Here is a 24378-nt window from a genome sequence, read left to right as displayed (position 1 = left end):
ATATGAGTTTTACTGTAACATTATATTTTGACAATATGGTAGACGAGACCCACTTTTTCAAGAAAGAGGGTGATGCTGCCAAATGCAAGGCTCAGCTCGAGAGCAAGTATCGAGGAAATCGAATGTATAAGGTGAAACTTGAGGAGGTGGAATGATGTCGTTTTACGGTGGAACCTATATCGATTATTGCGAGTATTGCGATGATAGATACAGTGGAATATTTAAACTCAAAGAAAATGAGAATGTTTTCGATGGATTTGATAGATGGTTGAAAGAACATGGAAGAAAGGTCACAGAATGAAACGATTCATAGCAATCTGGATCTTACTATCTACTGGATTGAACGTCTGGCAGAGCATCAGGATAAAAGAACTGGAGCAGAGGCAGCCTATTATCATCCACAAGGTTGATAACGCAGGTGCAGAGATGCACGGCAGGATCACAGACAAGGAATTGACAGGAGTTGTCAAGAAGCTTGAAGGGGCTTGGGTAATTGACACAGGAAATGACGCAGTGCTTTTGTGGACTGAAGTTGAAGAAAATGAAGTTGTAGGCAATATCTATGAAGCCCCAGAATATTTGAAGAAAAGAGGAGGTTAAGATGACAGAAACTATTAAATTGCCAGACTACTATGAGCCTGATTGGGGACATTCATTTCCCAGTAGTGAAAGCGTAGGAGACAACCAATGAACAAGCGTCAACGCAAAAAGAAAATTTTGAATGGTCTGAGCAAAGGGGAAAGATACCGTAGAACACATTGTCCTGTCTGCGATAGCGAGATTGGAGTATTTGATGAATATTTTAATACGTACGGTTTCTGCTCTGAATATTGTGGTTATGAATACTACGGAATTTCAAGATTATAAAAATAAAAGATTGGGGTTAAAATGACACTATTTGATGAAGTACAACAACTTAGCTCAGAAAGTCACGCAAAATGGTTCGAGCGTTATTTTAAGAGATATAACCTAGAAGAAAAACTAAAAACTTCTGCTCAAAAAGGTTATACAGGCTATTTAATCGATGTTTGGTCAGTTAGAGATAAATATCTCAGGAATCGATTAGAAAATGAAAGAACATTGGAAATGTTAAGAGAACGGCTCGGAAAGGGTTTTTCAGTCGGGTATCAATTAACTTATTCTAAAAACCTATTCACAGGACAGGAATATGTCTCTGATAAGAAGATACATATCACTTGGTAAAACAAAAAAGCCAAGGCACTCTCTGCCTCAGCTAAATTTCCAATAAGATTATTATATCATAAAAAGGAGACAGAGAGTGAGCAAAACTAGAGAGCTCTTGAATGAGCTACAAAATCTTGATATGGATATTCAGAGTAGGATTGACGAAATCAATGAGCTTGAGGCAGGCTTGCTCTCAAGCCCCAAGTGGTCAGATGTTAAAGTCCAAGGTGGCCAGACTAAAAAGGTGGATGATGTGTATGCTCAGCTAATTGTAATGAAAGAGGCAATTGTGCAGGATACTAAAGAGGTAATCAACAGGAAACTTGAACTTGGTCGACTGATCAATCAGCTGAAAAATCCAAAGAGCAGGTCTATTCTCAGGATGACTTACATTACTAAGACCTATATTGAGGATATTTGCGACAATTTGAGAATTAGTAAGGCAACTTATTACAGATTGCGCAAACAGGCCGAGTCTGAGCTAGAAGAAACAATCATAGGTAAAGTGAGCTAAAGTGAGTGAGCATGAATTCTAAAATCTGCTAGAATGGTAGTATCAAATGCTGAAGCAAATGATACTTCTTTAGGGCTTAGCCTAGATAATCTGTGGTAACTCAGGAAAAGGATGCTTTTAAATCTATCAAACATCCTGCCAGCAATGGTCAATCTAAGCAATGTAATCTTAACTATTTCAGTTTTGGAATAGGTAGGCGAAGTTAAAGCAGGAAGATTCCAACGGCAAGGTGCTGAGGAAATGCAAATGTGGCAGTTTGGCTGTGAGACGAGTCTATAAGAGGAATAAGGTATTCGGTTTGAGGTGCAACAAGAGCTTAATACCATATCTTACAAAAATTGGGCGCCTCCCAAAAGTATGTAAGGTGAGTTGATTGTCCGCAAAACAATCGATAACAAGCAGGCGCTGTGCATTTTGTTCTTCAAAAGAGAATAAAACACATGGCGATGCGTGTCTGTGATAGATAAAAGATGATTTTTATATTTTAAAGCTATTCAAGATAGAAAAAACTCAAAAAAGCAAAAGTCATCGCCCGTCATAAACGAAAGTGTACTTCGGCAATTAGATTGCCTGCTCAAGTCTCGCAAGGATAAGAGTAAAGTCAAAGAGTAAAGCAGCTTAGACTTTTAGCGGGGTCTTCGTTAATTGAAAAATGGCTTAGTAGTTTATGATGTAAGGAGTGATTGGTCTAACCAATCGTACATGAGTGATACAAGTAGGAATATTTGTGGACAAGATAATAAACTATAAGTTATCAAAAGTCACTCGCTTAAAGCAGTAGTCTCATGCTGGTTAATGGATATATGGTAGACGGATTAAGTCCTGTTTAGGAAATCGAGACGTCGCAGGTTCGAGTCCTGTCGTTCCAATTTTTACAGAATTGGCTGTAAAAAAACAAAGTCAAAGGACTATATAACCCGAAAGGCACATATCTTTATGATGTGTGTTTTTTGGTTTCGGAGGAAAAATTGAAAATCATTGACAAGCCTTTAAGTTGGTTAACTCCTTACAAGAACAATCCCAGAAACAATGAAAAAGCGGTAGAACCTGTTGCCAATTCAATCAGAGAATTCGGCTTCAAGGTTCCAATTATAGCAACCAAAGACGGAGAAATTATAAACGGGCATACAAGGCACAAGGCTGCAAAATTTCTAGGACTTGAAACAGTACCAGTCATTATTGCTGATGACCTTTCTGAAGAACAAATAAAAGCTTTTAGACTTGCTGATAACAAAGTAGGCGAAATCGCAGAATGGGATACTGAGCTGCTCTATGCTGAACTTGAAAGTGTAGAAGGATTGGACATGTCTTTATTTGGATTTGAAGACGACGATTTTTCGTTGGACGACTTTGAAGAATCTGAGGATCCTGAAGAAGCAAGAGAATTTTCTCAAGAGGAAGAAACAAGCATCGAACGCGGAGACATCTTCCAATTAGGGCGTCATCGTTTAATGTGTGGCGATAGTACATCGGCGGAGGACATGGCTCAACTAATCGACGGAGAAACGATTGACCTATACGTGACTGATCCACCGTACAATGTAGCCTACCAGGGCGGAACAGATGAAGCTATGACAATCATGAATGACAGTATGGACGATGTCAGCTTTAGGCAATTCCTACGAGGTGCATTTGCAGTCGCAAACAACCATTTAAAACCAGGAGGGGCATTCTACATCTGGCACGCAGATTCGGAAGGTTTGAATTTTAGAGCAGCAGTCAAAGAGACAGGTTGGTTACTAAAACAATCAATCATTTGGGTAAAGAATGCCATTGTGCTGGGTCGTCAAGATTACCAATGGAAGCATGAGCCTTGCTTATATGGCTGGAAAGACGGAGCGAGTCACTATTTTGTAGATAATCGCTCGCTAGCAACCGTCATCGAGGAAGATGAAGAAAATCTGAAAGATATGTCTAAGAGCGAGTTAATCTCTTATATCAAGACCATGCAAGATGCAAGTCCGACAACAATTTTCTACGAAGATAAGCCGGTCAGAAACGACATTCACCCAACCATGAAACCTTTGAAGTTGATTGCTAGGTGTGTTTTAAACTCCAGCAAGAAAGGCGACAGAGTCCTTGATAGTTTTAACGGTGGTGGTTCTACTCTCATGGTATGTGAAAAGTCAGAACGTGTCTACTACGGTATGGAGCTAGACCCACTCTACGTCGTACGAACGATTAGGCGCTGGGAAGAAGAGACGGGACTTACCGCTGAGAAAGTGAGTTGAAATTTTTTAAAAAAGTAAGGAAGTGAGGCGATGGCAAATGAGCAAAATTTGATAAAAAATTCAGAACGAACTCCGAGCGAACGCCGAGAAAATGCAAAAAAAGCAGGAGAGGCTTCAGGCAAAGCTCGACGAAAAAAAGCAAACCTAAAAAAGGCTTTTGAAACGATTCTACAAGCCGAAGTTGCAAGCCCAAACGTGAAAAAACAACTTGAAGAGTTGGGCTTTGACTCAACTAACGAAATGGCTCTAGCTATGGTCATGATGCAAAAGGCTATGAAGGGCAATGTCCGAGCTTTTGAACAGATTAGTAAGTTGACAACGACAGATGCTAAGGACACTCTCGATAAGAAAGAACAAAGAGAACGCATTAAGCGCCTTGAGTTGGATAATAAGAAACGAGAGCATGAGCTTTCAGGATCTAAGTCTGACACTGGCCTTATGGAGTCTTTGCTCGAAGTAGTCAAAGGCGGTGACGAAGTTGAAGATTAAGTTTTCGAGAAAACAAGCTGACATCATTCGCAGGCCTTTTAATTATGAGCTGGAAGTCAACGAGGGCACCCCTCGAAGCGGCAAGACAACAGCTGGTCATTTTCGCTATGCCAGATACTTGATTGAGTCTCCAGATGAAAATCATCTTATCGCTGCATACAACCAAGAGCAAGCCTACCGTCTATTTATTGACGGAGATGACACTGGTTTAATGCACATCTTCAACGGCAACTGCAAGATTAAACACGACGAGCACGGAGACCACCTCTTAATCGATACACCTAACGGAGCCAAGCGAGTCTACTACAAGGGGGGCGGTAAGGCTAATAGCGTGGGAGCTATCACTGGTATGTCTTTAGGTTCAGTAGTCTTTTGTGAGATAAACCTGCTGAACATGGATTTTATCCAGGAAGCGTTTAGGCGGACCTGGGCGGCTAAACTCAGGTATCATCTAGCTGACCTAAACCCACCAGCACCTCAGCATCCAGTGATTAAGGATGTATTCGACGTGCAAAATACACGCTGGACACATTGGACTATGGATGACAATCCGATTCTTTCTGAAGAGCGCAAGCGGTCTATTATTCAATCGCTGAAGAAGAATCCTTATCTCTACAAACGGGACGTGCTCGGTCAGAGGGTCATGCCTCAAGGTGTCATATATGGCCTATTTGACCTCGAAAAGAACATCAAGGATAGTTTGCTAGGCGAACCCGTTGAAATGTATTTTACAGGCGATGGTGGACAGTCTGACGCCACCTCAATGGCTTGTAACATCGTTACTAAGCACAGAGAGGGTAACAAGACTTTCTTTAGGCTCAATCGTGTAGCTCATTACTATCATAGCGGAGCTGAAACTGGCCAAGTCAAGGCTATGTCTACCTATGCTGTCGAGCTTCGAGCATTTATTCAGTGGTGTGTTAGTAAGTACCAAATGCGCTATACCGATGTCTGGATTGACCCAGCGTGTAGATCCTTACGAGAGGAATTGCATAAGCTAGGGATTCAGACAAGGGGAGCCTTGAACAACGCGCATGATGTCAGCAGCAAGTCGAAGGGTATCGAGGTAGGGATTGAACGTGGCCAGAATATCATCTCTTCAGGTCAGTTCTTGCTTATCAATCACCAAGAAGAAGAATACGACCATTACTATTTCTTGAAAGAGATTGGTCTTTACAGTCGTGACGATAACGGCCGACCGATTGATAAAGATAACCACGCAATGGACGAATTCAGATATAGTGTGAACGTATTCTATAAGCGTTACGCTAATTTTTAGCAATAAGGAGCCGATAAATGGGCATTATTCAATTTGTCAAAAATCTATTGAAGAGAGGACAGTACGCAATGACTACAGAAAGTCTAGCAAGTATCACAGACCATCCTAAAATCGCAGTGACAAGCGCAGAGTATCGTCGAATCAATGAGAATTTAAGATACTATCAGAGTAACATTGAGAAGATAACATACACGAATACCGATGGTGTCAAGAAGCAAAGAGAAGCGACTCATTTGCCAATCGCTCGAACCGCTGCCAAGAAGATTGCCAGTCTGGTCTTTAACGAGCAGGCTTCGATTAAATTGGACGATAAAGAAGCAAACACATTCATTCAAGAAACCTTGAAGAATGACCGCTTTAACAAGAACTTTGAGCGCTATCTTGAGAGCTGTTTGGCCCTTGGAGGTCTTGCCATGAGGCCTTATGTGGATAATGGACGAGTGAGAGTGTCATTCATTCAAGCGCCAGTCTTTTTACCACTTCAATCTAACACGCAGGATATTTCAAGCGCTGCTATCGTGACTAAAACGATTAAAGCTTCAGGTCAGAAGAACATCTACTACACCTTAATTGAGTTCCATGAGTGGGCCAAGGATGGGAAGTACATCATTTCAAATGAGCTATACAGGTCTGAAAGTTCTGAGCAAGTCGGAGGCCGTGTGCCGTTGGCAGAAGTCTACGAGGATCTAGAAGAACAAGTTGAACTTGACGGTCTAACAAGGCCGCTTTTTTCTTACCTAAAACCGCCCGGGATGAACAACAAGGACATCAATTCGCCCCTTGGTCTATCTATCTTCGACAATGCCAAGAGCACGATTGATTTTATCAATACGACTTACGACGAGTTTAAGTGGGAAGTCAAGATGGGCCAACGTCGAGTAGCTGTTCCTGAAAATCTGACAGAAACCAGAATGGTATCTGACGACGGTGATATTAACATCGTCAAGCGCTTTGACGCTGAGCAAAATGTCTACTTGCGCTTGACGAATAGCGACATGGATGGCGGAAACATCACAGACCTTACGACAGCAATCAGGGCAGATGACTACATCAAGAGCATCAACGAAGGTCTAGCACTCTTTGAAATGCTTCTAGGTGTGTCTGCCGGTATGTTTACGTTTGACGGCCAGAGCTTGAAGACAGCTACTGAGGTTGTCAGCGAGAACTCAGACACTTACCAAATGAGAAACAGTATTGTCAGCTTGGTCGAGCAATCGCTGAAAGAGTTGATCATTTCGATCTGCGAGCTTGGAAGTCTTTACGAGCTATACAATGGTCCGATCCCTCAAATGGAGAAGATTGCAATCAATCTGGATGATGGTGTCTTCACTGACAAGAACAACGAGCTTGACTATTGGACTAAAGCTTTGGCTAGTGGCATTGTCAGCAAGGCTCACGCTATCCAAAAGGCATTTAACATGTCAGAGGCTGAGGCTAAGAAGATGATCCAGGCAATCAATCAGGAGACAATGGACACGGCTAACAGCCAGCGAACGCAAGAGGATATTGACTTGTATGGGGAGTGATTAGATGCCAAAGAAGAGACCGCCGATCCAATTTAACGATGAGCAGTTGCTGCTGCAAGCTAGCAACGTGGCAGACATCTATCACCAGCTGGCTTTGGATTTGTTTGATAACGTGGTCGAACGTGTGACAGAACGTGGTACTGTCTATCTTGATAAGCAACCATACATCTGGCAACTTGAGAAGATGCAACAGATGCACATGCTCAACGAGGAGAATCTGAAGCTAATCTCCGAATACTCTGGAGTAGCTGAAGAACAGTTGCGCTACATTGTCGAAAACGAGGGTTTGAAGCTCTACACAGACACGAAACAACAGCTTTTGGAAGATTTAGGCAGAGGATCCGCAGGAGATAGTAACCACATTCAAGAAATTCTTGCTGATTATGCCAGTCAAGCTGTCGGAGACATTCATAATCTAATCAACACAACCTTGCCAAAGGCTGTTATTGGCGCTTATCAAGGTATCATTGAGCAATCTGTCGCTAGAGTTGTCACTGGCCTCTCCACGGCCGATAAGGCTATCTCAGATACGGTTATGAAGTGGCAAGAGAAAGGTTTTCAAGGTTTCAAGGACAGCGCTGGGCGTAACTGGAAGATAGATAATTACGCCCGGATGGTTATCAAGACGACAACCTATCGAACTTTTCGAGAAATGCGAACTAGACCAGCTGAAGAGCTGGGCATTGATACTTTTTACTACTCTAAGAAAAGCTCTGCCCGTGAAATGTGCGCTCCTTTGCAACATCAGATAGTAACCTACGGACCAGCTCGAACTGAAAAGGGCGAGCGTATTCTGTCTTTGGAAGATTACGGATACGGAAATCCCGGCGGCTGCCTTGGCATTCATTGCGGCCACATGCTGACGCCGTTCATCCCAGGGGCCAACTACAAGCCCGATTTGGGAGAGGACGTGGCAGAGATAACACCAGAGCAAGCGATAGAAAATGCCAATGCAGAGGCTAAGCAGAGGGCTCTAGAACGGTCTATCAGAGCGAATAAAGAAAAGCTCCACGTTGCTGAGAAGTTGGGCGATAAAGAGCTGATGGATAAGTACAAGAGCAAGATAGGCACCCAAAACGCTGCCTTGAAAGACTACATCGATAAGCACCCGTTCCTGAAACGGGATGAGGCTAGAGAAAGACTCTTCAAGAAAAACGAAAAACCAGCAAGCGACGGACCTGCTGGTAATAAGTCTTATATTTCTGTAAAGGATAAATGGCTATCCAATGCAGATCCTAGCAAAGCTAAGGTCACAGAAATGAATTTCTGGGAACATAGCGGCCAGAAATATCAAGTTGATGGAAAGCATGTAGTGTTAGATTATTCCCAAAAAGAGAAAGAGGTAGGAGAATGGCTGTCTAAAACGTTTGGAAAACACGTCCAAATGGCGCCACGAGTTAACTTCCCAGAAAAAATCCCGAGCCCAGATTATTTAGTTGATGGGTTGAAGTTTGACCTAAAAGAGATATCGGGTTCAGGAAAGGGTGTTGTAGATGGAAATTTAAGGAAGGCGAAACAACAATCCGAAAACGTTGTATTTGATGTGACAAGAACAAAATTATCCAACGATGAAATACTTTCTCAGCTTGAAAAAGTATACGACTTGAACCGTCGCGGATTAGGCATCGCAATTATAAAAGATGGTGAAGAATTGATAGACATTTTAAAACTGAATAAAAAATAAAGGTGACCCACCGCCTCCACAGCAAGCTGCTTCATGGGCGTTAGACCACCTTTACCTTAACTTAATTATAACTCACAATGAGTTTTTTTTCAAATAATAAAGGAGAACAAATGAAATACAGAAAGAAACCTGTAGTAATTGAGGCAGTTCAACTTAATGAACGTTGTTTGATTGAAGAAGATTGGTTTTGGGACGCAGTGACAAGGAATGAGATTATCGTTCACGATAATGGCAAGTGGAATAAAAATCCAGCATGGTGCGAGATTAAAACACTTGAGGGGGTCATGGTCGCAAAAACAGGCGATTATATAATCAAAGGAGTGCAAGGTGAATTTTACCCATGCAAGCCAGATATTTTTGCAGAAACATACGAAGAACTGGAGTATCTGAATATTTTAGATACTATTTAGGAGGTGATCCGACATCTTGGCTGGCAGGAACAGACTGCTATAAATCTCTGTAAATTGCTATAAATCAGCGAATTGAAGAAAGGAACAGAAAAATGGAAGATTGGAAAGCAAGATTTAGAAAAGAATACTACGAATTGAAAGAACGATTCCAAAAGCTAGACATGATGATTGGTAAATACGAGAAAGGACAGCTAGAGTTTGAACCTAATTGTCCTATCGATTTATTAAAGCGTCAGCGTTCAGTCATGTGGGATTATCTTTCGATTTTAGAGCAACGTGCGAAAATTGAAGAAATCAAACTATAGAAATTAACCGCCTCAAATTCGATGCGGTTTTTTGCTTGCCTTTATCCGCAGGCGGTAAAGAACGGAAGATAACACCTAATTCTAGGAGGACGGAAGAATGCCAGAAGACATTCAAACACAAACTGACCAGCCAGTTAATGCTGGAGAAAACACTGAGTCAAAAACTCAAGAGCAACCTATCAAGACTTTTACCCAGGAAGAGGTAAACGGGCTTGTGTCTAAAGAGGCTAAGAAAGCACAAGAGAAAATCTTCAAAAGCCTAGGATTCGAAGATGTCAAAAGTGCTAAGGAAGGGCTCCAACAGCTCAAGGAGTGGAAGGACTCACAAAAGAGTGAGGCTGAGAAACAGTCAGAAGCACTTGCTACTAAAGAAAAAGAACTGGAGCAGGTTTTGTCAGATAAGAAAAATCTGGAAGCGAAGCTGTCAGCTCTGACTTTGGGAGTAAATGCTGAGTCTGTAGACGACGTCATCACTCTATCTAATCGCTTGGTATCTGATGAGCTGTCTATTGAAGATGCTATCGGTCAAGTGTTGCATAAATATCCTCAGTTTGGTCGTGCAGAGCAACCCGAGGAGAAGAAACCAACGTTTTCAGCTGGAGGAAATCCAACGGCTGGAACGAACTCAGAAGATGCCTTTTTTAAGGCTCTAGGACTAACAAATTGATAGGAGAATAATAAATGACACTTAACTACATCACTAAACATGAGGGCATCTTTGAAAAGAAATTGATGCAAGGTGCTCTCACAAGCATTTTGGAAACACCGCAGGTAAACTGGTTGGGCGCTAAGTCTTTTGAATTGCCGACTATTTCGGTGACAGGCTACAAAGCACACACACGATCTAAAGGCTACAACGCTGGTACAGTATCGAACGACAAGAAAGTCTATACCCTCGGATTTGACCGTGACGTCGAGTTTTTCGTAGACGCAGCAGACGTAGACGAAACAAACCAAGAACTTTCAGCTGCTAACGTATCTAACACATTCATCACTGAACACGCAACTCCAGAAGTTGACGCTTATCGTTTCTCTAAAATGGCTACAGAAGCTATCACAAATAGTCACTTCAAGTCTGAAGATGACCTGTCAGAAGTGAACATCTACACAAAATTGAAAGCTGCTCTTTTGCCAGTTCGTAAATACGGCGCTCAAAACATCGTTATGTATGTTTCTAGCGAGGTTATGGATTTCTTGGAACGTTCTAAAGAGTTCACACGCTCAATCGCTACTACATCGCCTCAAGGAATTGATACTCGTGTCACTTCACTTGACGGAGTTCAGCTTATCGAAGTTTGGGACGATGCACGTTTCAAGACTAAGTTTGACTTCACTGAAGGCTTTGTTAAGGCTTCAGACGGTAAAAACATTAACTTCTTGATCGTTGCTAAGCCAGCAGTAATTGCCAAGGCTAAGTTCAACTCAATCTATCTTTTCGCTCCTGGTCAACATACAGAAGGTGACGGATACTTGTACCAAAACCGTCTCTATCATGATCTTTTCGTCTTGCAATCAAAACAAGACGGGGTCTATGTTTCTCACAAATCTGCTTAATAAGGAGGTAGAAAATGCGCAAGTACGAAAAAGGGAATCAAGTTTACACCGTGCAGGAAGGCGGCTTGCTTGAAGCCCAGCTCATCGCTGATGGATTTGAAGAAGTGATTGAAGACGGCCAAATCTCAGAGATTTTGGCTACTCATTCGCTTACGGACATGACTTTGGCAGAGTTGAAAGCTCTTGCTAAAGAGCGAGGGTTTGAGGGCTATTCAAACAAGACCAAAGATGAACTATTGGAGGTGTTAAATGGCCAAATTTAAAGCAAAATTGAACGCTTATCTAGCTAAGTCTGATCGTCACTTTGACAAAGGGCAAGAATACGAGCTAGATCAAGACGAAGCTAATCGAATCAATGGCCTGTTTAATGAGGTGATTGGTGAAGATTGCTTTGAACTCGTTGAAGAGCCTAAGCAAGATCTAGTTGAGGTGGGGACATCCACCTTTTAAGGAGGTGATTAGATGGCTTACTTGACTAAAGAGGAGTTCGATAAGCTCGGATTTGAGGTCGAGGGCGATTTTGACAAGCTTTTAAAGCGAGCGGAACTCGCTATCGATGCTTATACTAGAGATTTCTATTCTCTAAATAGCTTTGATAACGACAATACAGCTCGCAAGAAGGCAGTTAAACGAGCTACAGCCTTTCAGATTGCTTATTTGGACACTTCTGGGGTCCTGACGGCAGAGGACAAGCAATCTATTGCCAGCATGTCAGTCGGGCGGACATCTATAAGCTATCGCTCAGGCTCTCAGAATGGCTCAAATTCGCTTTCTTTAGCAGAGAGGTATAATTTATCAAGGGATGCTGAAAACTGGCTAAGATTGGCTGGATTTGGCTTTGCGAGGGTTGATTATGATAGATAAAAGAATGCTACCGGATTCCGTAACGATCCAAAAAAAAATGAGCAAGGACGATTGGGGGAAAGAGACTTATTCAGAGCCTCTTTTGCTCTCTCCGTGCAAATTCGATAGGACGTTTTCTCAGACCGGATCAGGCAATCACCAGAGCGAAAACAAGCCATCGACGGTGATTGTATATCATAAATACTGTCCTGTAGAGCTCGACAAGAGCTTTATAGGCGGCATTGTTGACGATAAAGGCACACTCTACATTGTCCGTAGTATCATCCCTCAATACCATCCATTCACTAAGAAGCTGTTAGCTTATGAAATCGAGGTGATTTGATGGGTGGTGTTTCGATTAAGATTGACTTAAAAGGCATCGAGAAGAAAGTTTCTTCGGAAAATTTCGCAAGAGGGAAGATGGCTATAGCTAATCAAGCAATGTTGGATATGGAGCGCTTCGTCCCGAAACGAAGAGGAGACCTACGATCTAGCGGCCACGTCAGAAAGGATTCCATAGTGTATGCGCAGCCTTACGCTAGAATCGTGTATTACGGCCGGAAACGGAAAGGCTTCTTTTCAGATAAGCAGAGAAAGTTCTTCTTTGCGAACAAAGAAAGATTACTAAGCCAAAAGCCAACGCCTGGAACGGGTCCGAGATGGGATAAGAAAGCCGTGCCACTCTATGCCCAAAGATGGGCAGAAGTTGGTCTGCGAGCTATGGGAGTGAGATAATGCAGAATAATGACTTTTCAGAGGTCTTGCTTGAGCATATCAAAAGTGTTCAATCCCAAATCCCCTCGAAGCACGGCTATTTAGACGAGAAAGAGGGATTGGTCGTCTATCCTCTCCCTGGTGGAGAGGTTGTAGACGAGGACATGGCTGGAACCCAAACAGTCAGCTTACCTTTTGAAATTGCTATCAAGTCACGAGATCAGGAATTAAACAATAATACATTGTGGCAGATTAACGCTGCCTTATCAAAAATGGACCTAGAATTACCAAGTAAGAATGGTTCTTACGAATTCTTAGGTCTGAAAGTCGACAAGCCTTACTTAAATGATTTAGACGAGCAAGGCTTTTACATTTATTTGCTGGATGTTACTGCCAGCCTTGAAATTGAAAGGAAAGAATAATGCCAAAAAATAAAAATGCACTACGAAAACACTACATCGGCCCTTACAAAGAAGCTACTCCAGACACTCCGCCAACCTCAGAGGAATACCTCTGGCTTGCTAAAGGTCTGAAGTCATCTTCACCAGAGAATAACGAAGAAACAGACGATTCTGCGTACTTCGACGGTGACGGAACCAAGGAAGAAATGGTGATTTCTAAAACGCGAGGACGCACTTTTGAAGGGCATCGTGATTACTCAGATAAAGCCCAAAACTTTGTAGCAGACAAAGAAGATGAGGTCGGTGATGATCTCGTCGTTTGGTACAAAGAAGTTTCGTCTGATGGCAAAACTCAAAAAGAGGGATTGGCCCGTCTTTCTGAAATTGAAATTGGAGATGGTGAAGCGTCAGAACTTGAAACAATCAAATTCAAGATTGTTTGGACTCGTAAACCTAAGAAATCAGCTGTAGTACCAGGATAATTTTAGGCGTGATAATTCACGCCTTTTTATTTTTGAAAAAGGAGAAAAACAATGGTCGTAATTAAGAAACTAAGCAATATCATTCCTGTCGATTTCGGAGAATTTCAACTTGAATTTGCCGCAAACGATGAAAACATCAAGAGAATGAAGGTCATTGGCCAAAAGATGGAAGAACGTGCCAAAAAATTGGACGAAACTAACGAAGATTTGGCATTTGAACAAGCTTATAATGCAGCTAAAGATAGTTGGACAGAGTTGTTTGATGAAGACGCATTTGAGAAAGTCTACAAATTTTCTGGCGAAACAACGACTTTCACAGTCTATTATCTAATTCAAACGATTAGAGGAATTGTTACTGAATTTGAGAATAACAATTCGCAGGAAGCTATCAAGAAATATTTAGAGGGTTAATCATGCTAGATCTATCACGAAAATTAACAGATGAGTTGGTTATAGGTGATAAGATCTACTCTCTTGATATTTCATTTGATAATATCATTAGACTTTTTGAAATGTGGCTTGATGATGAAATACCAGAGCAAGTCAAACCGCACTTTGCCTTAAAAATGCTCACGAAAGAAAATTTTGGAGAGTTTGATACAGAGGAAGCCATGGATGTTTTCAAGCAAGTATTTGATGAACATATCCAATTAAAATCTATAAAAGATGTATCAGTCGAGTATGACTTGGCTGGAAATGTGATGAAAAAGGAACCCTCAACTCATAGCAACGAACCACCAGTTTACGACATTTCGCTTGACGGTGACTTCATTTATGCGAGTTTCATGCAAGCATATCATATTGATTTGCTTGAAGAAAGAGGGAAATTGCACTGGAAGAAGTTTAATGCTCTATTGTCAGGTCTGCCAGAAGGCACTAAGTTCGTTGAAGTCATCAAAATTAGGAAGTACAAGCCACGCAAAGGTGACTCTCAGCCTTACATCGATGAAATGATGAAGTTAAAGAAAGAGTATGCGTTGCCTGATTCTGAAAATTACGATGATGAAGAAGACGAAGATTATTACTACGAAATGGATTAGGAAGGAGGTAGTAAGATGGCAGATGGAAAGGTCGTCATTCAAGTTGATATGAATGGCGACAAGGCTCAGTCAGGAGTCGCACGGTTAAAAGGCATGGTTGGAGGATTATCCGAAAGCGGTGCACAATTAGGTTCGGTCTTTAAGTCAGTCCTTGGCGCTAACATCGTCAGTGGTGCGCTGATTTCAGGGATTCAGTCCTTGGGTAGTGCTGTTAAAGGTGTATTTTCCACAGCTTTGGACGAAGGAGCCAAGCTCCAGCAATCATTTGGTGGTATTGATACGCTCTACCAGGGAGCGGAAGATACCATGAAACAATATGCTACTGCTGCGGCTTCGGCTGGTATTTCAGCTAACACATATGCAGAGCAGGCAGTTTCTTTTGGAGCCAGCTTGAAACAAGCGCTTGGTGGTGATGCTGTGAAGGCTGCCCAAATGGCAGACAAGGCTATCATGGCCATGGCTGACAACTCAGCTAAAATGGGTACGGACATCGGTTCAATCCAGCAAACGTTTCAGGGTTTCGCTAAGCAGAATTACACTATGTTAGATAACCTAAAGCTAGGTTATGGTGGTACCAAGCAAGAGATGGAGCGACTCCTTAATGATGCCGGCAAATTAGAAAAAGCAATGGGTAAGAAGTTTGATATTAACAACTTTGCGGACATCGTTGAAGCTATTGATCTTGTTCAACAAGAACTTGGTATTGCTGGAGTTGCAGCAGAAGAAGCTAAAACTACTTTCAGTGGTTCGTTTGAAGCGATGAAGGCTTCAGCTTCAAACTTCTTGGCAAATTTGACGCTTGGAGAAGATATTGGGCCGTCTTTAAAAGCACTTATCTCTAGCACCTCAACATTCCTTTTAGGCAACTTCTTACCGATGGTTGGAAATATTATGAGACAGTTGCCTAAAGCTATTAGCGGCGCACTTGCTGAAGCTGGTCCACAGATAGAAAAAGGCTTTAAGGCTCTATTTTCAAGCTTCGGAGCAGATCCGGCTATCTTCGACTTCATTAAGGCCACGTTTCGCGATATCGTAGTAACCGTCGAGACGGTGTTTGCTACACTGACGAATAAAGCAAACGGCTTTAATGATGTGATCAGCGGCATTGGAAATATTGTTAAATTAGTCAATTTTGCTATCCAAGACCTAGCGAGAGCTATTCAATTCGCCTTGGAAGCATTCGCCGAAACAGACGCTATCAATAACGCTTATAAAGCTTTTAAAGACTTAACAGAAGCCGCGCTCGATCTTGCTATGAAGTTAAGCGACGTCATTCCTTGGGACATCGTAGGCGCAGCCGCTGGACATTTAGTCAATGCCATTTCAACGATTATAAGCTGGATTTCTAAACTTTCGCAACTCATCAGTAAAGATGTGTGGAGCGGCTTAATCACTGGAATCGGAGGCGGAGTGCTTGCTTTTAAAGCTTTCAATTTTCTTCAATCCTTTAACCCGTTTAACATCTTCAAAAGGAATGCAACAGAAGCTGCAAGCGGAGCAGTTGAAGCTATTACGCAGGGACGGTCTAAAATCGCTCAAATTTTGGGTAGCTTAAGCTCTGTTATCGGTTCTATCGGAGGAGCGGTCAAATCTGCTGCAATCGGTATAGGGATTGGCATTAAAGCGGCATTAAGCGGGGTTTCGCAGGTCATACTAGCATTTGGCGCAGCCTTGCAAACCGCAGGCGTGGCCAATATCCTAGCCTTCGGCGGAGCGGTAGCTACAGCTGCAGTCGGGATTGGAGCTGGTGTGGCCATCATAGCAGCAGGATTTGCGCTACTTGCTACGCAAGGTCAAGGGGTAGCTACTATCATCAATGCGGTAGGAGAAGCTTTTGCTACGGTAGCAAAAGCAATTATTGGAGCTTTTGCCCAAGCCATTGTCACAGTAGCTGGTGTGCTGCCGATTGTGACATCTGCATTAGCTAATCTGGCCCCTCTAATCGTAGCTTTTGGCCAAGCATTCGGCGCAGCCGCTCCGTTTGTCTCGGCATTAGGGGAAGCGATAACCTCTATCGCCTCCGTTTTACCGCCTGTAATCAGCGCTTTTAGCCAAGGTGTCGCAGCCATCGTCGAGGCCGTGACCCCAATTGTCGAAATTATAGGCAATGTGTTTACGACAGTAGCGCAAATTGTCGCAGATGCGATTGTTAGGATAGTGCAGGCTTTAGCTCCATTCATGCCAGCGGTTGTGCAGATAGCGCAGGCTTTAGCTCCTGTGCTGCAATCAATAGCTGAGGCATTTACTACATTAGTCGCTCAGATAAGCCCGATAATAGACAGCATAGCGAATCTATTCCGTACGCTAGGCAATGTCATTAGAAGTGTGCTTGACGGAGCAAAAGGCGTGATAGAGGGTTTTGGAAATGCTGTCAGGACCATTTTAGACGGCGTATCTGGTATCTTTGATTCGATTGGTCGAGCTGCTTTAAGCGCTGGCCAAGGTTTTAAACTGCTTGCTCAAGGCGTAGTTATGATCACTAACACCAATCTTGGCGATATGGCTGCTTCTTTAGGAGCAGTTGCTTTAGGTGTTGGTAAAATAGCAGGACATAGCTCTGGTTTGGCAGCTGTCGGAAACGGTATGACTATTCTCAGCAACGGAATGATGATGTTCGCTCAATCTGCTACGATAGCAACTGCTGCAATAGCAACATTTCCTGGCTTGATTTCTAACTTGTCAGTCGTAACAGGAAGTGCACCAGCCTCGTTCCTTACTCTAGCGGCAACAGTTAAAACGGCTGGAACATTGATGGCTACAAGCATGCAAGCAAGTATGGCTCAAATTCTTGTTGTAGTGAACAATGGCATGGTCTCAATCGTACAAAGTGTTCGCAATAATGGAAGTCAGATGGTTGCAGTTTGGAGAATTTCTGGCCAGCAACTTGTTAGTGCCACTCAAGGATTTGTAAATTCAGCAAACAGTACTCTTTCTCAAATTGGGCAAGGGGTTAATCTTCATGCAAACGGAGCAGCTCTCATGGCTGGTTTGAAGTCTGGTATTGACTCAGGCTGGTCTCAGATTACTTCTAGTGTATCGAATATGGCCAAATGGATAAAAGACCATAAAGGGCCTGTTTCGTATGACGGAAGACTGCTTATCGAGAACGGCTTGGCTCTCATGGCTGGTTTGAATAAAGGTATTCAGATCGGTTGGAGAAATGTCATGGATAATATTTCCGGTATGGCAGGGACTATTCAAGACGTAATTAACGACGATTATTCGGATATCGGCTGGCAGATTGGTCTAGGCATTTCAGACGGACTTAATTCGTCAATGGATAAAGTCGCAGGCCATTTGGACGCTATTCGTGATCATGTGAATGATTTTAGTTTAAGGTCTAAGAATCTTTTGACCGGTGCGACTGCGACCATGTCAAGCCAATTGAAGGTTGAGACGTTGAGAGGTAAGACACCAACTGATGAAATTTCTAGTAGACAAGAAGCCTATATCGCTCATTCAACAAGTCTATTATCAGATGTGATTGATAGCTTGTCAGAATTGAGAGAGCAAGTAGCACAAGGCCAGACGATGGTCTTGGATACAGGAGCGCTCATTGGTGGCACAGCTTATGCTTACGATGAAGCAGTAGGAAACATTCAGACATTGAGAGGACGGCATCAATTATGATTACTAAAATTAAGGAATATATCCAGTTCGGTGATTTTAATAGCAAAGATGCCGGTTGGTATCTTCAAAGTAGGGATGCCCCTACTCCTGACAAAAAGGAGATTGTGGAGCAGATTCCTTATCTGCAAGGTGTTTTAGACTTCTCTGATGTGCTCGGAGAAGTCTTCTTTGATAGACGAGAAATTACTTATGAATTCAAGTTACCAAACAAGGACTATCCTGATAGAAAATTGGCCGAGAGATTTATCAAGTCCAGCATGGCTACGAAATCAGAAAGTCAGCTATTTGATACTCACGATAAGCGTTATTATTGGCTTGGAAAGATCAAGAGCATTAAGGTGACAGATGTTCCCTTGAAGAAGCATTTGATTGCTACAATTGTATTCATTTGCTACCCTTTCGCATTTCATGTTGATAATTATTTCGACGATGTTTGGGATACATTTGATTTCGAGAATGATTTCTCGAATTGGACGAAATGGCAGATTAATGGTCAAAATGAAATATTTTTTATTAACAGTGGAGATACATCCGTTAGTCCAACAGTGATTTGTAGCAACGATATTAGCCTTATCGATAAGAAAGGTAAAATATACAAGTTTAAGAAGGGCGAAAATACAGATTTCGTCTTATCTATGAAACCAGGTATGAACCGATTCACTGCCAAAGGGAATGGTTCTATCGCTATGCATTTTAACGCGGAGGTGATGGCATGAGTAGCAGAGGAGGTTTTGAAGTATATTTTTGGAACTCTTTTCGAGAAATGTTATCGGATACCGATTTTACCAAAAAGAAGGCCGTTCATAGTCCATATTCTCGACAAGGTAATAAAATCCTTTCAGGATCTATCAAGCAAGCCCAGAATGCAATCAATGAATTTACTTTCACGATGCCAATGCAAAATAGCCTTTACCAAAAATTAATTCCTTTCCAATCTATCATCCAGGTAGTTAATCTATACGATGATGAAATTGAGTTCGAGGGTAGAGTTTTAACTATTTCAAATAAAATGACGAGTACAGGCTTCGTTCAAGAGGTTGTTTGCGAAGATTTTCTTTCATTTTTCCATGACAGCGCTCAAAGTTTCCGTAAATTACAAAATACTGGTGCAGAAGCATATCTAAGAGAAATACTTAATCAGCACAATAGTCAAGTTGAAGACTATAAGAGAATTCATCTTGGAACTGTAACGGTTAACAGTAAGACAGACAAGCCGTGGCGCTATCTTGGATATGAATCTACTTGGGATACAATCAGAGACCGAATTGTATCTAATATAGGTGGATATTTGACTTTAAGACGAGAGAAATCTGGGTTCTTTCTAGACTGGACCTCTTCCATTGGGAAAAATCAAGAATCTCCTATCCAGCTAGGTCGAAACATCAAGTCTGCATCTCGTGAAATTTCATTTGATGGTATAGCTACTCAAATCATGCCTATTGGAGCGGATGAGAAGAATAGTCAAAACCAAATCAATAATAACAAGGAAGAACAAGGATCTGATGTGACCAGGAAACAAATCGATATCTCATCGGTCAATGGTGGCAAGATATGGCTTGAAGATGCTGATCTTGTAGCTAAGTTTGGCATCATCAGAAAGCCTGTTATTTGGACGGAAATCGATAATCCTCAAGTTTTAAAGAATAGAGGCCTTCAGTATCTAAGAAATCAGAAAATTGCTTTAGCTAAGTGGACGGTTGCAGCAGTCGAGAGATATTTGATTGACTCTAGATATGTGAAATTTAAAATCGGTAATACACACCCGATTTTAAATGCTCCACTTTCAGGAATTGAGCGTTTGCAAATTATCGAGAAAAAAATAGATGTCTTGAATCCTCAGAGTGTCGATTTGGTTATTGGTTCTAAGTCTCAATCGCTATCTGCTTATCAACTACAATCTCAAGAAGCGGTTGAATCAATTGAACGTGCTAAAGCGAATCAAGACATTAAGAGCAAGCGTGAGAAACTTTTGACACTAACAAGTGAACTAGAGCGCTTGAGAAATGAACACAAGCCTGAAAATACAGAAAGAATTAGAGCGTTAGAAGCTGAAATCATCAAAATTAGAAATGAATTAGGAGGAAGTTAATGACAGCAGAAGAAGCAACAGGACGTTTGAATTTATACGACGACACAACACCGCTGCCAAACACTAAGAACATCAACATTCTAGTTGAAGGTATTAGAAAGAAAACAAGAGGTGCTGATGTTCGTGAGTCTATTGCGAAAGCACTTGAAGTCACGTACGAAACAGCATCCAAAGATGGTAATGCGAATATGGAAGTCGCAAAAGCCAGAGGTGGATTTGACACACTTTCGCAAAATCTTTTGAGCATAAATGCTAATGCGGATGCTGCTAATCAAAAAGCCAGTCAACTTATCAATGACAAGGTTGATAAGAATGGTGCTGCACAAATTACTTGGGCAATGTTAGCACAGGACGCAAGAGAGCAAATCACTGGGTCCAAAGTGGCAGTTGTTGGAAATAATGCTGTTAGCTCTGCTAATATTGTTGACGGATCTGTAACGGATTCTAAATTGGATGAGCGTATGGGCTTTGGTTTAATGTTAGCAGGGCGATTAACGATTGATGCAAAAAATTCCACAGTTACATTAGCTAGCGGAAGTTGGTTTCAGGTAGGTAAAAGAAAAGCTAGCGTGAATAAGAATTTATCAGCATCTTTGCCAAAAGAAACAGTAAGTCAGTACGTTATATACAATGATGAGATTAATCAACTGTATGTGAGAAATCTTGGAAATATTAGCAATATCGGTAATAGAGAAACCATTCTTGCTATTTTATTCAGCGGAATACTTTTGCATCCGCAATCTTCTCCTTTCGTCAAAACTATTGGGTTAAAAATTGGCGAGAGAAGTGACTATATAGACGCTAATTGGGGCACAGTAATCCAAGGGCAAATTATATTCGATCCCAAAACGCGAACGATAAAAGGTAAGCGTGAGGGAAATAGTTTCATCATAGCCTGTGATGGATATTACATCAACGAAATTGAGGAATTTGAACTTACGTTTAATTCATCGTATGGGCGCCTGCTATTATTCGATAGAGACACTAAGACATTTCAACTTACGACAATGTATTCTTATTCAGAATATCAAAAAACTGATATTCCGAAAACAGCATCTCTAATTAAAATTGCGGAAATATATGATAATGAAATTCGACATATTTCTCACGAAAAAAATTTTGTTAATACCGATAAGCTGATTTCTTCTAAGACGACAATCACATTAGAGCAACTCAAAATTGACCTGCAGACTAAAAGGACTGTCATTGTAACCTTAGGTGATAGTACAACTGATGGATTCAGAACAACTGGATACTCAGGAAATGCTCTTGAAAGACTGACCGATAAACCTAAGAGTTATACTGAGATGTTAAATAACATTGTAAATAATCAAAAAGGTTATGCATTCAACCATAAATTTTATAATCGAGGGTTTTCAGGAAAAACTATTAATTGGCTTCGTCAAAATTTGGATGCTGTTCTATCTCCGATACCTGAATCAATTGATTATGCATTCATCACGATGGGTATCAATGACATGGTGTACGATGCAAGTAGGATAAAATCGTTTCGTGATGATCATATCAACATCATCAATCGTTTGCTGGAAAAAGGTATTAAACCTGTACTAATGAGTACTCAAGCTGAATTTGAGAATCATAATCGTTTCGGTTCAAAAATTAATGCTATAGCTGATAACATCAAGAAGGATTTAGCTGAAGAATTAGGCTTACCATTCATTGATTATAACGCTGGAACAAGTAATATTTTGAATCATTCAGAATACAACCTCAAGGATTTAATTCCAGACATGTGTCACTTTGGAGATCTTGGTCATCAAAAAGGGGCGGAATTTTTAGCTAGTCAGTTGATACATCAGACAGCAGTGATTTCAGAATCTAGCAAAGTTGGGTATCAAAATAACAAAGTGGCATCTGATTTGAATTATTCAGATTATTTGACTGACGAACAAAAAGATGTGAAGTGGATTACTAGAACTGACGGCTTCGATTTAGAAGGACAACTAAATTCTACTCAAACAAAGACAATGTTTGAGGTCTCGGTTTACATTGAACGTCCGTCAATTGTCCACTATTTTGGAGACAACGTGATTATGACGTCGAATGAACAGTCATTATCGGACGGCGCTGTGCTCGATGTTGGATTTTATCGAATCACAGCCAAGAATAGCCTTGGAGTTTCTAGTAAATTCCGTGGCTTGAAATTTAATTTGAAGGAGGTATAACTATTGCCGATTGAAGAAGCTGAAAAAAACCAAAATAGGAGGCGGTGACATGTGAACCATTTTATTGATTTTGTGGACAAGATCACGCCTGTCCTAGTCGTGATTATCCCAAGCTATTTTAGTTACAGAAGTAATCAAAATAGCAAAGAAACCGACAAGCGAATAGAAGCTTTAGCCGAAGATTTGGGAGGCCTGAAAGAGTCCGTGACCGATATCCAAAACATCGGAAACAGGAATAATCAGAATCTAAACCTGATCCAAAAAGGCTTGCAACGGCTTCAGCGCTTTCGATTACAAGAAAATCTAAAAAAAGCTTTGAGGCGCGGTCAGACAACCCAGCATGAGCTGGAAGAACTGACGCGCCTGTTTGAGAGCTACACGGAGCTTGGCGGCAATGGAGCCATCAAGCTTTTGTACGAAAAATTTTCAGAATTGCCAATTGAGGAGGAAAAATGAATAAATTTGCAAAAAAACTAGGAATTAAAGTGGTTAAAACAATGGCTCAAGCAGCGCTTGGAGTGATTGGTTCGACCGCTCTGTTGACAGAGGTCAACTGGACTGTGGCTGCATCAACAGTCGCCTTGGCAGGAGTGACCTGTATCTTGATGAATCTCTCTGACTTAAAGGAGGAAGAGTAATCAAAATCAAAATAAAAGAGCAGGCGCTGAAGCTTGCTCTGTTTGCTTTTGCTGCAACCTATTTTTGGTTTGCAGCCTTTGAAAAAATGAAAGGAAAATAATATGGCAACGACAAATGATGTAATTTTGTTTGCTAAGAATTTAGCTGATAACGGTATTGGTGTTGACCAAGACGGAGCATGGGGAACACAATGTGTAGACTTACCAAATGCTATCTCTAGTCAGCTTTTTGGCAAGGCTCTCTGGGGCAATGCTATTGATCTGCTTAACTCTGCTGCTAGTTTAGGTTACGAAGTCGAGCATAATGAGGCAGGAAATATGGACAGTAAACCTCGTGTTAGTGCGGTCTTTGTTATGGATACAGTCTATATTTATGGTCACCCTTACGGCCATACAGGGGTTGTGATCCAGGATAGCGATGGCTATACCATGAAAACAATTGAGCAGAACATCGATGGCAATGCAGACAGTCTGTATATCGGTGGCCCTGCTCGTTACAACACCCGCAATTTTGACGGTGTGGTTGGTTGGTTCTATTTCCCAACGGATGACACAAGCTATCAACCTGCTCCAACCGTTCCTAGCGGCGATGGATCAATCCACGAAGAGACCGGGACATTTACTGTTGAGGTATCTGCGCTCAATGTTCGATCAGCAGCTGGCTTAGATGCTGAAATTGTGGCGGTCTACACAGCTGGCCAAGAAATCAATTATGATGGCTGGTGTGATGTAGACGGATATATCTGGATCACATACATTGCAGCTTCTGGCAATCGTCGTTATGTGGCAGTCGGTCAATCAAAAGACGGCCAGCGTATTACCGATTTTGGTAGCTTTAAATAAAAAACGCAGCGGAAACTGCGAAAAATAAATATTTTTTCTTAAATTTTAATTATCCCCGGCCAAAAGGCTGGGGATTTTTTCTGTTATAATGGAAAAATTTAAAACTTTCCGTAGTGATAGAGTTGGCAGACTGACAGCGATGTCGGTCTGTTTTTGTTTTCCCTTGTTTATACTAGACAGGCCATAGAGAATTTTAGTGTCTTTTATTGAAATGATGGTTAGTAAAATTCTCTAAATTCTCCACTTAATGACAATGTCCTCGGCTGTTACCTGGACCTTGTTAATCAAAGTTCTAACAATAAATTTTTGATGATCATAGTCCATAGTTAATATGT

General features: G+C 41.5%; 31 protein-coding genes and 1 pseudogene. 31 read left to right on the top strand and 1 reads right to left on the bottom strand.

The features are described from left to right. The first annotated feature begins 2 nt into the window (after positions 1-2). From ACWPVL_RS11405 to ACWPVL_RS11255, 31 genes are all read left to right on the top strand, one after another. Positions 3-155, top strand: coding sequence for a DUF7204 family protein (locus ACWPVL_RS11405; protein WP_454389094.1), 153 nt, complete (start codon positions 3-5; stop codon positions 153-155). After that, the gene (locus tag ACWPVL_RS11400; RefSeq protein ID WP_454389131.1) at positions 152-301 is read left to right on the top strand and encodes a hypothetical protein; all 150 of its coding nucleotides are present in this window, start codon (positions 152-154) and stop codon (positions 299-301) included. Before ACWPVL_RS11405 ends, ACWPVL_RS11400 begins: the two co-directional genes overlap by 4 nt. Next, positions 265-600, top strand: coding sequence for a DUF1372 family protein (locus tag ACWPVL_RS11395; RefSeq protein ID WP_454389092.1), 336 nt, complete (start codon positions 265-267; stop codon positions 598-600). Before ACWPVL_RS11400 ends, ACWPVL_RS11395 begins: the two co-directional genes overlap by 37 nt. Positions 601-687: 87 nt before the next feature. Continuing rightward, on the top strand, positions 688-867 hold the full coding sequence (locus tag ACWPVL_RS11390; protein WP_454389090.1) for a hypothetical protein: 180 nt from the start codon (positions 688-690) through the stop codon (positions 865-867). A 21-nt stretch (positions 868-888) separates the two neighbouring features. After that, on the top strand, positions 889-1203 hold the full coding sequence (locus ACWPVL_RS11385) for a hypothetical protein (RefSeq protein WP_454389088.1): 315 nt from the start codon (positions 889-891) through the stop codon (positions 1201-1203). 76 nt (positions 1204-1279) lie between these two features. Further along, positions 1280-1699, top strand: coding sequence for a DUF1492 domain-containing protein (locus ACWPVL_RS11380; protein ID WP_454389086.1), 420 nt, complete (start codon positions 1280-1282; stop codon positions 1697-1699). A 968-nt stretch (positions 1700-2667) separates the two neighbouring features. Continuing rightward, positions 2668-3930 (top strand): DNA modification methylase, encoded by a 1263-nt coding sequence (locus tag ACWPVL_RS11375; RefSeq protein ID WP_454389084.1) that lies wholly within the window; start codon positions 2668-2670, stop codon positions 3928-3930. A 30-nt stretch (positions 3931-3960) separates the two neighbouring features. Beyond that, positions 3961-4419, top strand: a complete 459-nt coding sequence (locus tag ACWPVL_RS11370) for a stress-induced protein (protein WP_454389082.1) — start codon at positions 3961-3963, stop codon at positions 4417-4419. Then, positions 4409-5698, top strand: coding sequence for a PBSX family phage terminase large subunit (locus tag ACWPVL_RS11365; RefSeq protein ID WP_454389081.1), 1290 nt, complete (start codon positions 4409-4411; stop codon positions 5696-5698). Before ACWPVL_RS11370 ends, ACWPVL_RS11365 begins: the two co-directional genes overlap by 11 nt. A gap of 17 nt (positions 5699-5715) precedes the next feature. Further along, positions 5716-7224 (top strand): phage portal protein, encoded by a 1509-nt coding sequence (locus ACWPVL_RS11360; RefSeq protein ID WP_454389079.1) that lies wholly within the window; start codon positions 5716-5718, stop codon positions 7222-7224. Positions 7225-7228: 4 nt separating this feature from the next. Further along, positions 7229-8908, top strand: a complete 1680-nt coding sequence (locus ACWPVL_RS11355; RefSeq protein WP_454389077.1) for a phage minor capsid protein — start codon at positions 7229-7231, stop codon at positions 8906-8908. 110 nt (positions 8909-9018) lie between these two features. Further along, positions 9019-9318 (top strand): hypothetical protein, encoded by a 300-nt coding sequence (locus ACWPVL_RS11350; RefSeq protein ID WP_454389075.1) that lies wholly within the window; start codon positions 9019-9021, stop codon positions 9316-9318. A gap of 92 nt (positions 9319-9410) precedes the next feature. Further along, on the top strand, positions 9411-9623 hold the full coding sequence (locus tag ACWPVL_RS11345) for a crAss001_48 related protein (protein ID WP_454389073.1): 213 nt from the start codon (positions 9411-9413) through the stop codon (positions 9621-9623). 97 nt (positions 9624-9720) lie between these two features. Next, complete coding sequence (locus tag ACWPVL_RS11340) at positions 9721-10290, top strand: hypothetical protein (protein WP_454389071.1); 570 nt, start codon at positions 9721-9723, stop codon at positions 10288-10290. A gap of 14 nt (positions 10291-10304) precedes the next feature. Further along, complete coding sequence (locus ACWPVL_RS11335; protein WP_454389069.1) at positions 10305-11177, top strand: hypothetical protein; 873 nt, start codon at positions 10305-10307, stop codon at positions 11175-11177. Between the two features lie 14 nt (positions 11178-11191). After that, the gene (locus ACWPVL_RS11330; RefSeq protein WP_454389067.1) at positions 11192-11440 is read left to right on the top strand and encodes a Rho termination factor N-terminal domain-containing protein; all 249 of its coding nucleotides are present in this window, start codon (positions 11192-11194) and stop codon (positions 11438-11440) included. Next, positions 11427-11627, top strand: coding sequence for a hypothetical protein (locus ACWPVL_RS11325; RefSeq protein WP_084911694.1), 201 nt, complete (start codon positions 11427-11429; stop codon positions 11625-11627). Before ACWPVL_RS11330 ends, ACWPVL_RS11325 begins: the two co-directional genes overlap by 14 nt. Before the next feature lie 12 nt (positions 11628-11639). Next, positions 11640-12041: a hypothetical protein gene (locus tag ACWPVL_RS11320; protein ID WP_454389064.1), complete on the top strand. Its 402-nt coding sequence runs from the start codon at positions 11640-11642 to the stop codon at positions 12039-12041. Beyond that, positions 12031-12363: a putative minor capsid protein gene (locus tag ACWPVL_RS11315; RefSeq protein WP_454389062.1), complete on the top strand. Its 333-nt coding sequence runs from the start codon at positions 12031-12033 to the stop codon at positions 12361-12363. The genes ACWPVL_RS11320 and ACWPVL_RS11315 overlap by 11 nt, the downstream gene beginning before the upstream one ends. Beyond that, the gene (locus tag ACWPVL_RS11310) at positions 12363-12755 is read left to right on the top strand and encodes a minor capsid protein (protein ID WP_454389060.1); all 393 of its coding nucleotides are present in this window, start codon (positions 12363-12365) and stop codon (positions 12753-12755) included. Before ACWPVL_RS11315 ends, ACWPVL_RS11310 begins: the two co-directional genes overlap by 1 nt. Further along, complete coding sequence (locus tag ACWPVL_RS11305; protein ID WP_454389058.1) at positions 12755-13156, top strand: minor capsid protein; 402 nt, start codon at positions 12755-12757, stop codon at positions 13154-13156. The genes ACWPVL_RS11310 and ACWPVL_RS11305 overlap by 1 nt, the downstream gene beginning before the upstream one ends. Continuing rightward, on the top strand, positions 13156-13617 hold the full coding sequence (locus ACWPVL_RS11300; RefSeq protein WP_454389056.1) for a phage tail tube protein: 462 nt from the start codon (positions 13156-13158) through the stop codon (positions 13615-13617). The genes ACWPVL_RS11305 and ACWPVL_RS11300 overlap by 1 nt, the downstream gene beginning before the upstream one ends. A 51-nt stretch (positions 13618-13668) precedes the next feature. After that, positions 13669-14028, top strand: coding sequence for a hypothetical protein (locus ACWPVL_RS11295; protein WP_454389054.1), 360 nt, complete (start codon positions 13669-13671; stop codon positions 14026-14028). Positions 14029-14030: 2 nt separating this feature from the next. Continuing rightward, positions 14031-14657: a Gp15 family bacteriophage protein gene (locus tag ACWPVL_RS11290; protein ID WP_454389052.1), complete on the top strand. Its 627-nt coding sequence runs from the start codon at positions 14031-14033 to the stop codon at positions 14655-14657. A 15-nt stretch (positions 14658-14672) separates the two neighbouring features. Next, positions 14673-18287 (top strand): phage tail protein, encoded by a 3615-nt coding sequence (locus tag ACWPVL_RS11285; protein ID WP_454389050.1) that lies wholly within the window; start codon positions 14673-14675, stop codon positions 18285-18287. After that, positions 18284-19003 carry a hypothetical protein gene (locus ACWPVL_RS11280; RefSeq protein WP_454389048.1) on the top strand — a complete coding sequence of 240 codons (720 nt, stop codon included), beginning with the start codon at positions 18284-18286 and terminating at the stop codon, positions 19001-19003. The genes ACWPVL_RS11285 and ACWPVL_RS11280 overlap by 4 nt, the downstream gene beginning before the upstream one ends. Continuing rightward, positions 19000-20376: a phage tail protein gene (locus ACWPVL_RS11275; protein ID WP_454389046.1), complete on the top strand. Its 1377-nt coding sequence runs from the start codon at positions 19000-19002 to the stop codon at positions 20374-20376. The genes ACWPVL_RS11280 and ACWPVL_RS11275 overlap by 4 nt, the downstream gene beginning before the upstream one ends. Next, the gene (locus ACWPVL_RS11270; RefSeq protein ID WP_454389044.1) at positions 20376-22562 is read left to right on the top strand and encodes an SGNH/GDSL hydrolase family protein; all 2187 of its coding nucleotides are present in this window, start codon (positions 20376-20378) and stop codon (positions 22560-22562) included. Before ACWPVL_RS11275 ends, ACWPVL_RS11270 begins: the two co-directional genes overlap by 1 nt. Before the next feature lie 51 nt (positions 22563-22613). Then, positions 22614-23018, top strand: coding sequence for a hypothetical protein (locus ACWPVL_RS11265; RefSeq protein WP_454389042.1), 405 nt, complete (start codon positions 22614-22616; stop codon positions 23016-23018). Continuing rightward, positions 23015-23200 carry a holin gene (locus ACWPVL_RS11260; RefSeq protein ID WP_454389040.1) on the top strand — a complete coding sequence of 62 codons (186 nt, stop codon included), beginning with the start codon at positions 23015-23017 and terminating at the stop codon, positions 23198-23200. The genes ACWPVL_RS11265 and ACWPVL_RS11260 overlap by 4 nt, the downstream gene beginning before the upstream one ends. Before the next feature lie 102 nt (positions 23201-23302). Then, the gene (locus ACWPVL_RS11255; RefSeq protein WP_454389038.1) at positions 23303-24043 is read left to right on the top strand and encodes a CHAP domain-containing protein; all 741 of its coding nucleotides are present in this window, start codon (positions 23303-23305) and stop codon (positions 24041-24043) included. 231 nt (positions 24044-24274) lie between these two features. Here the strand turns inward: ACWPVL_RS11255 and ACWPVL_RS11250 are convergent. Further along, positions 24275-24378, bottom strand: a pseudogene (locus ACWPVL_RS11250) (resolvase); the annotation flags it as partial.

Source organism: Streptococcus sp. Marseille-Q8145, from assembly GCF_965112035.1.
The sequence above is the reverse complement of the archived record's forward strand: the minus strand, read 5'-3'. Positions and strand labels throughout refer to the sequence as shown.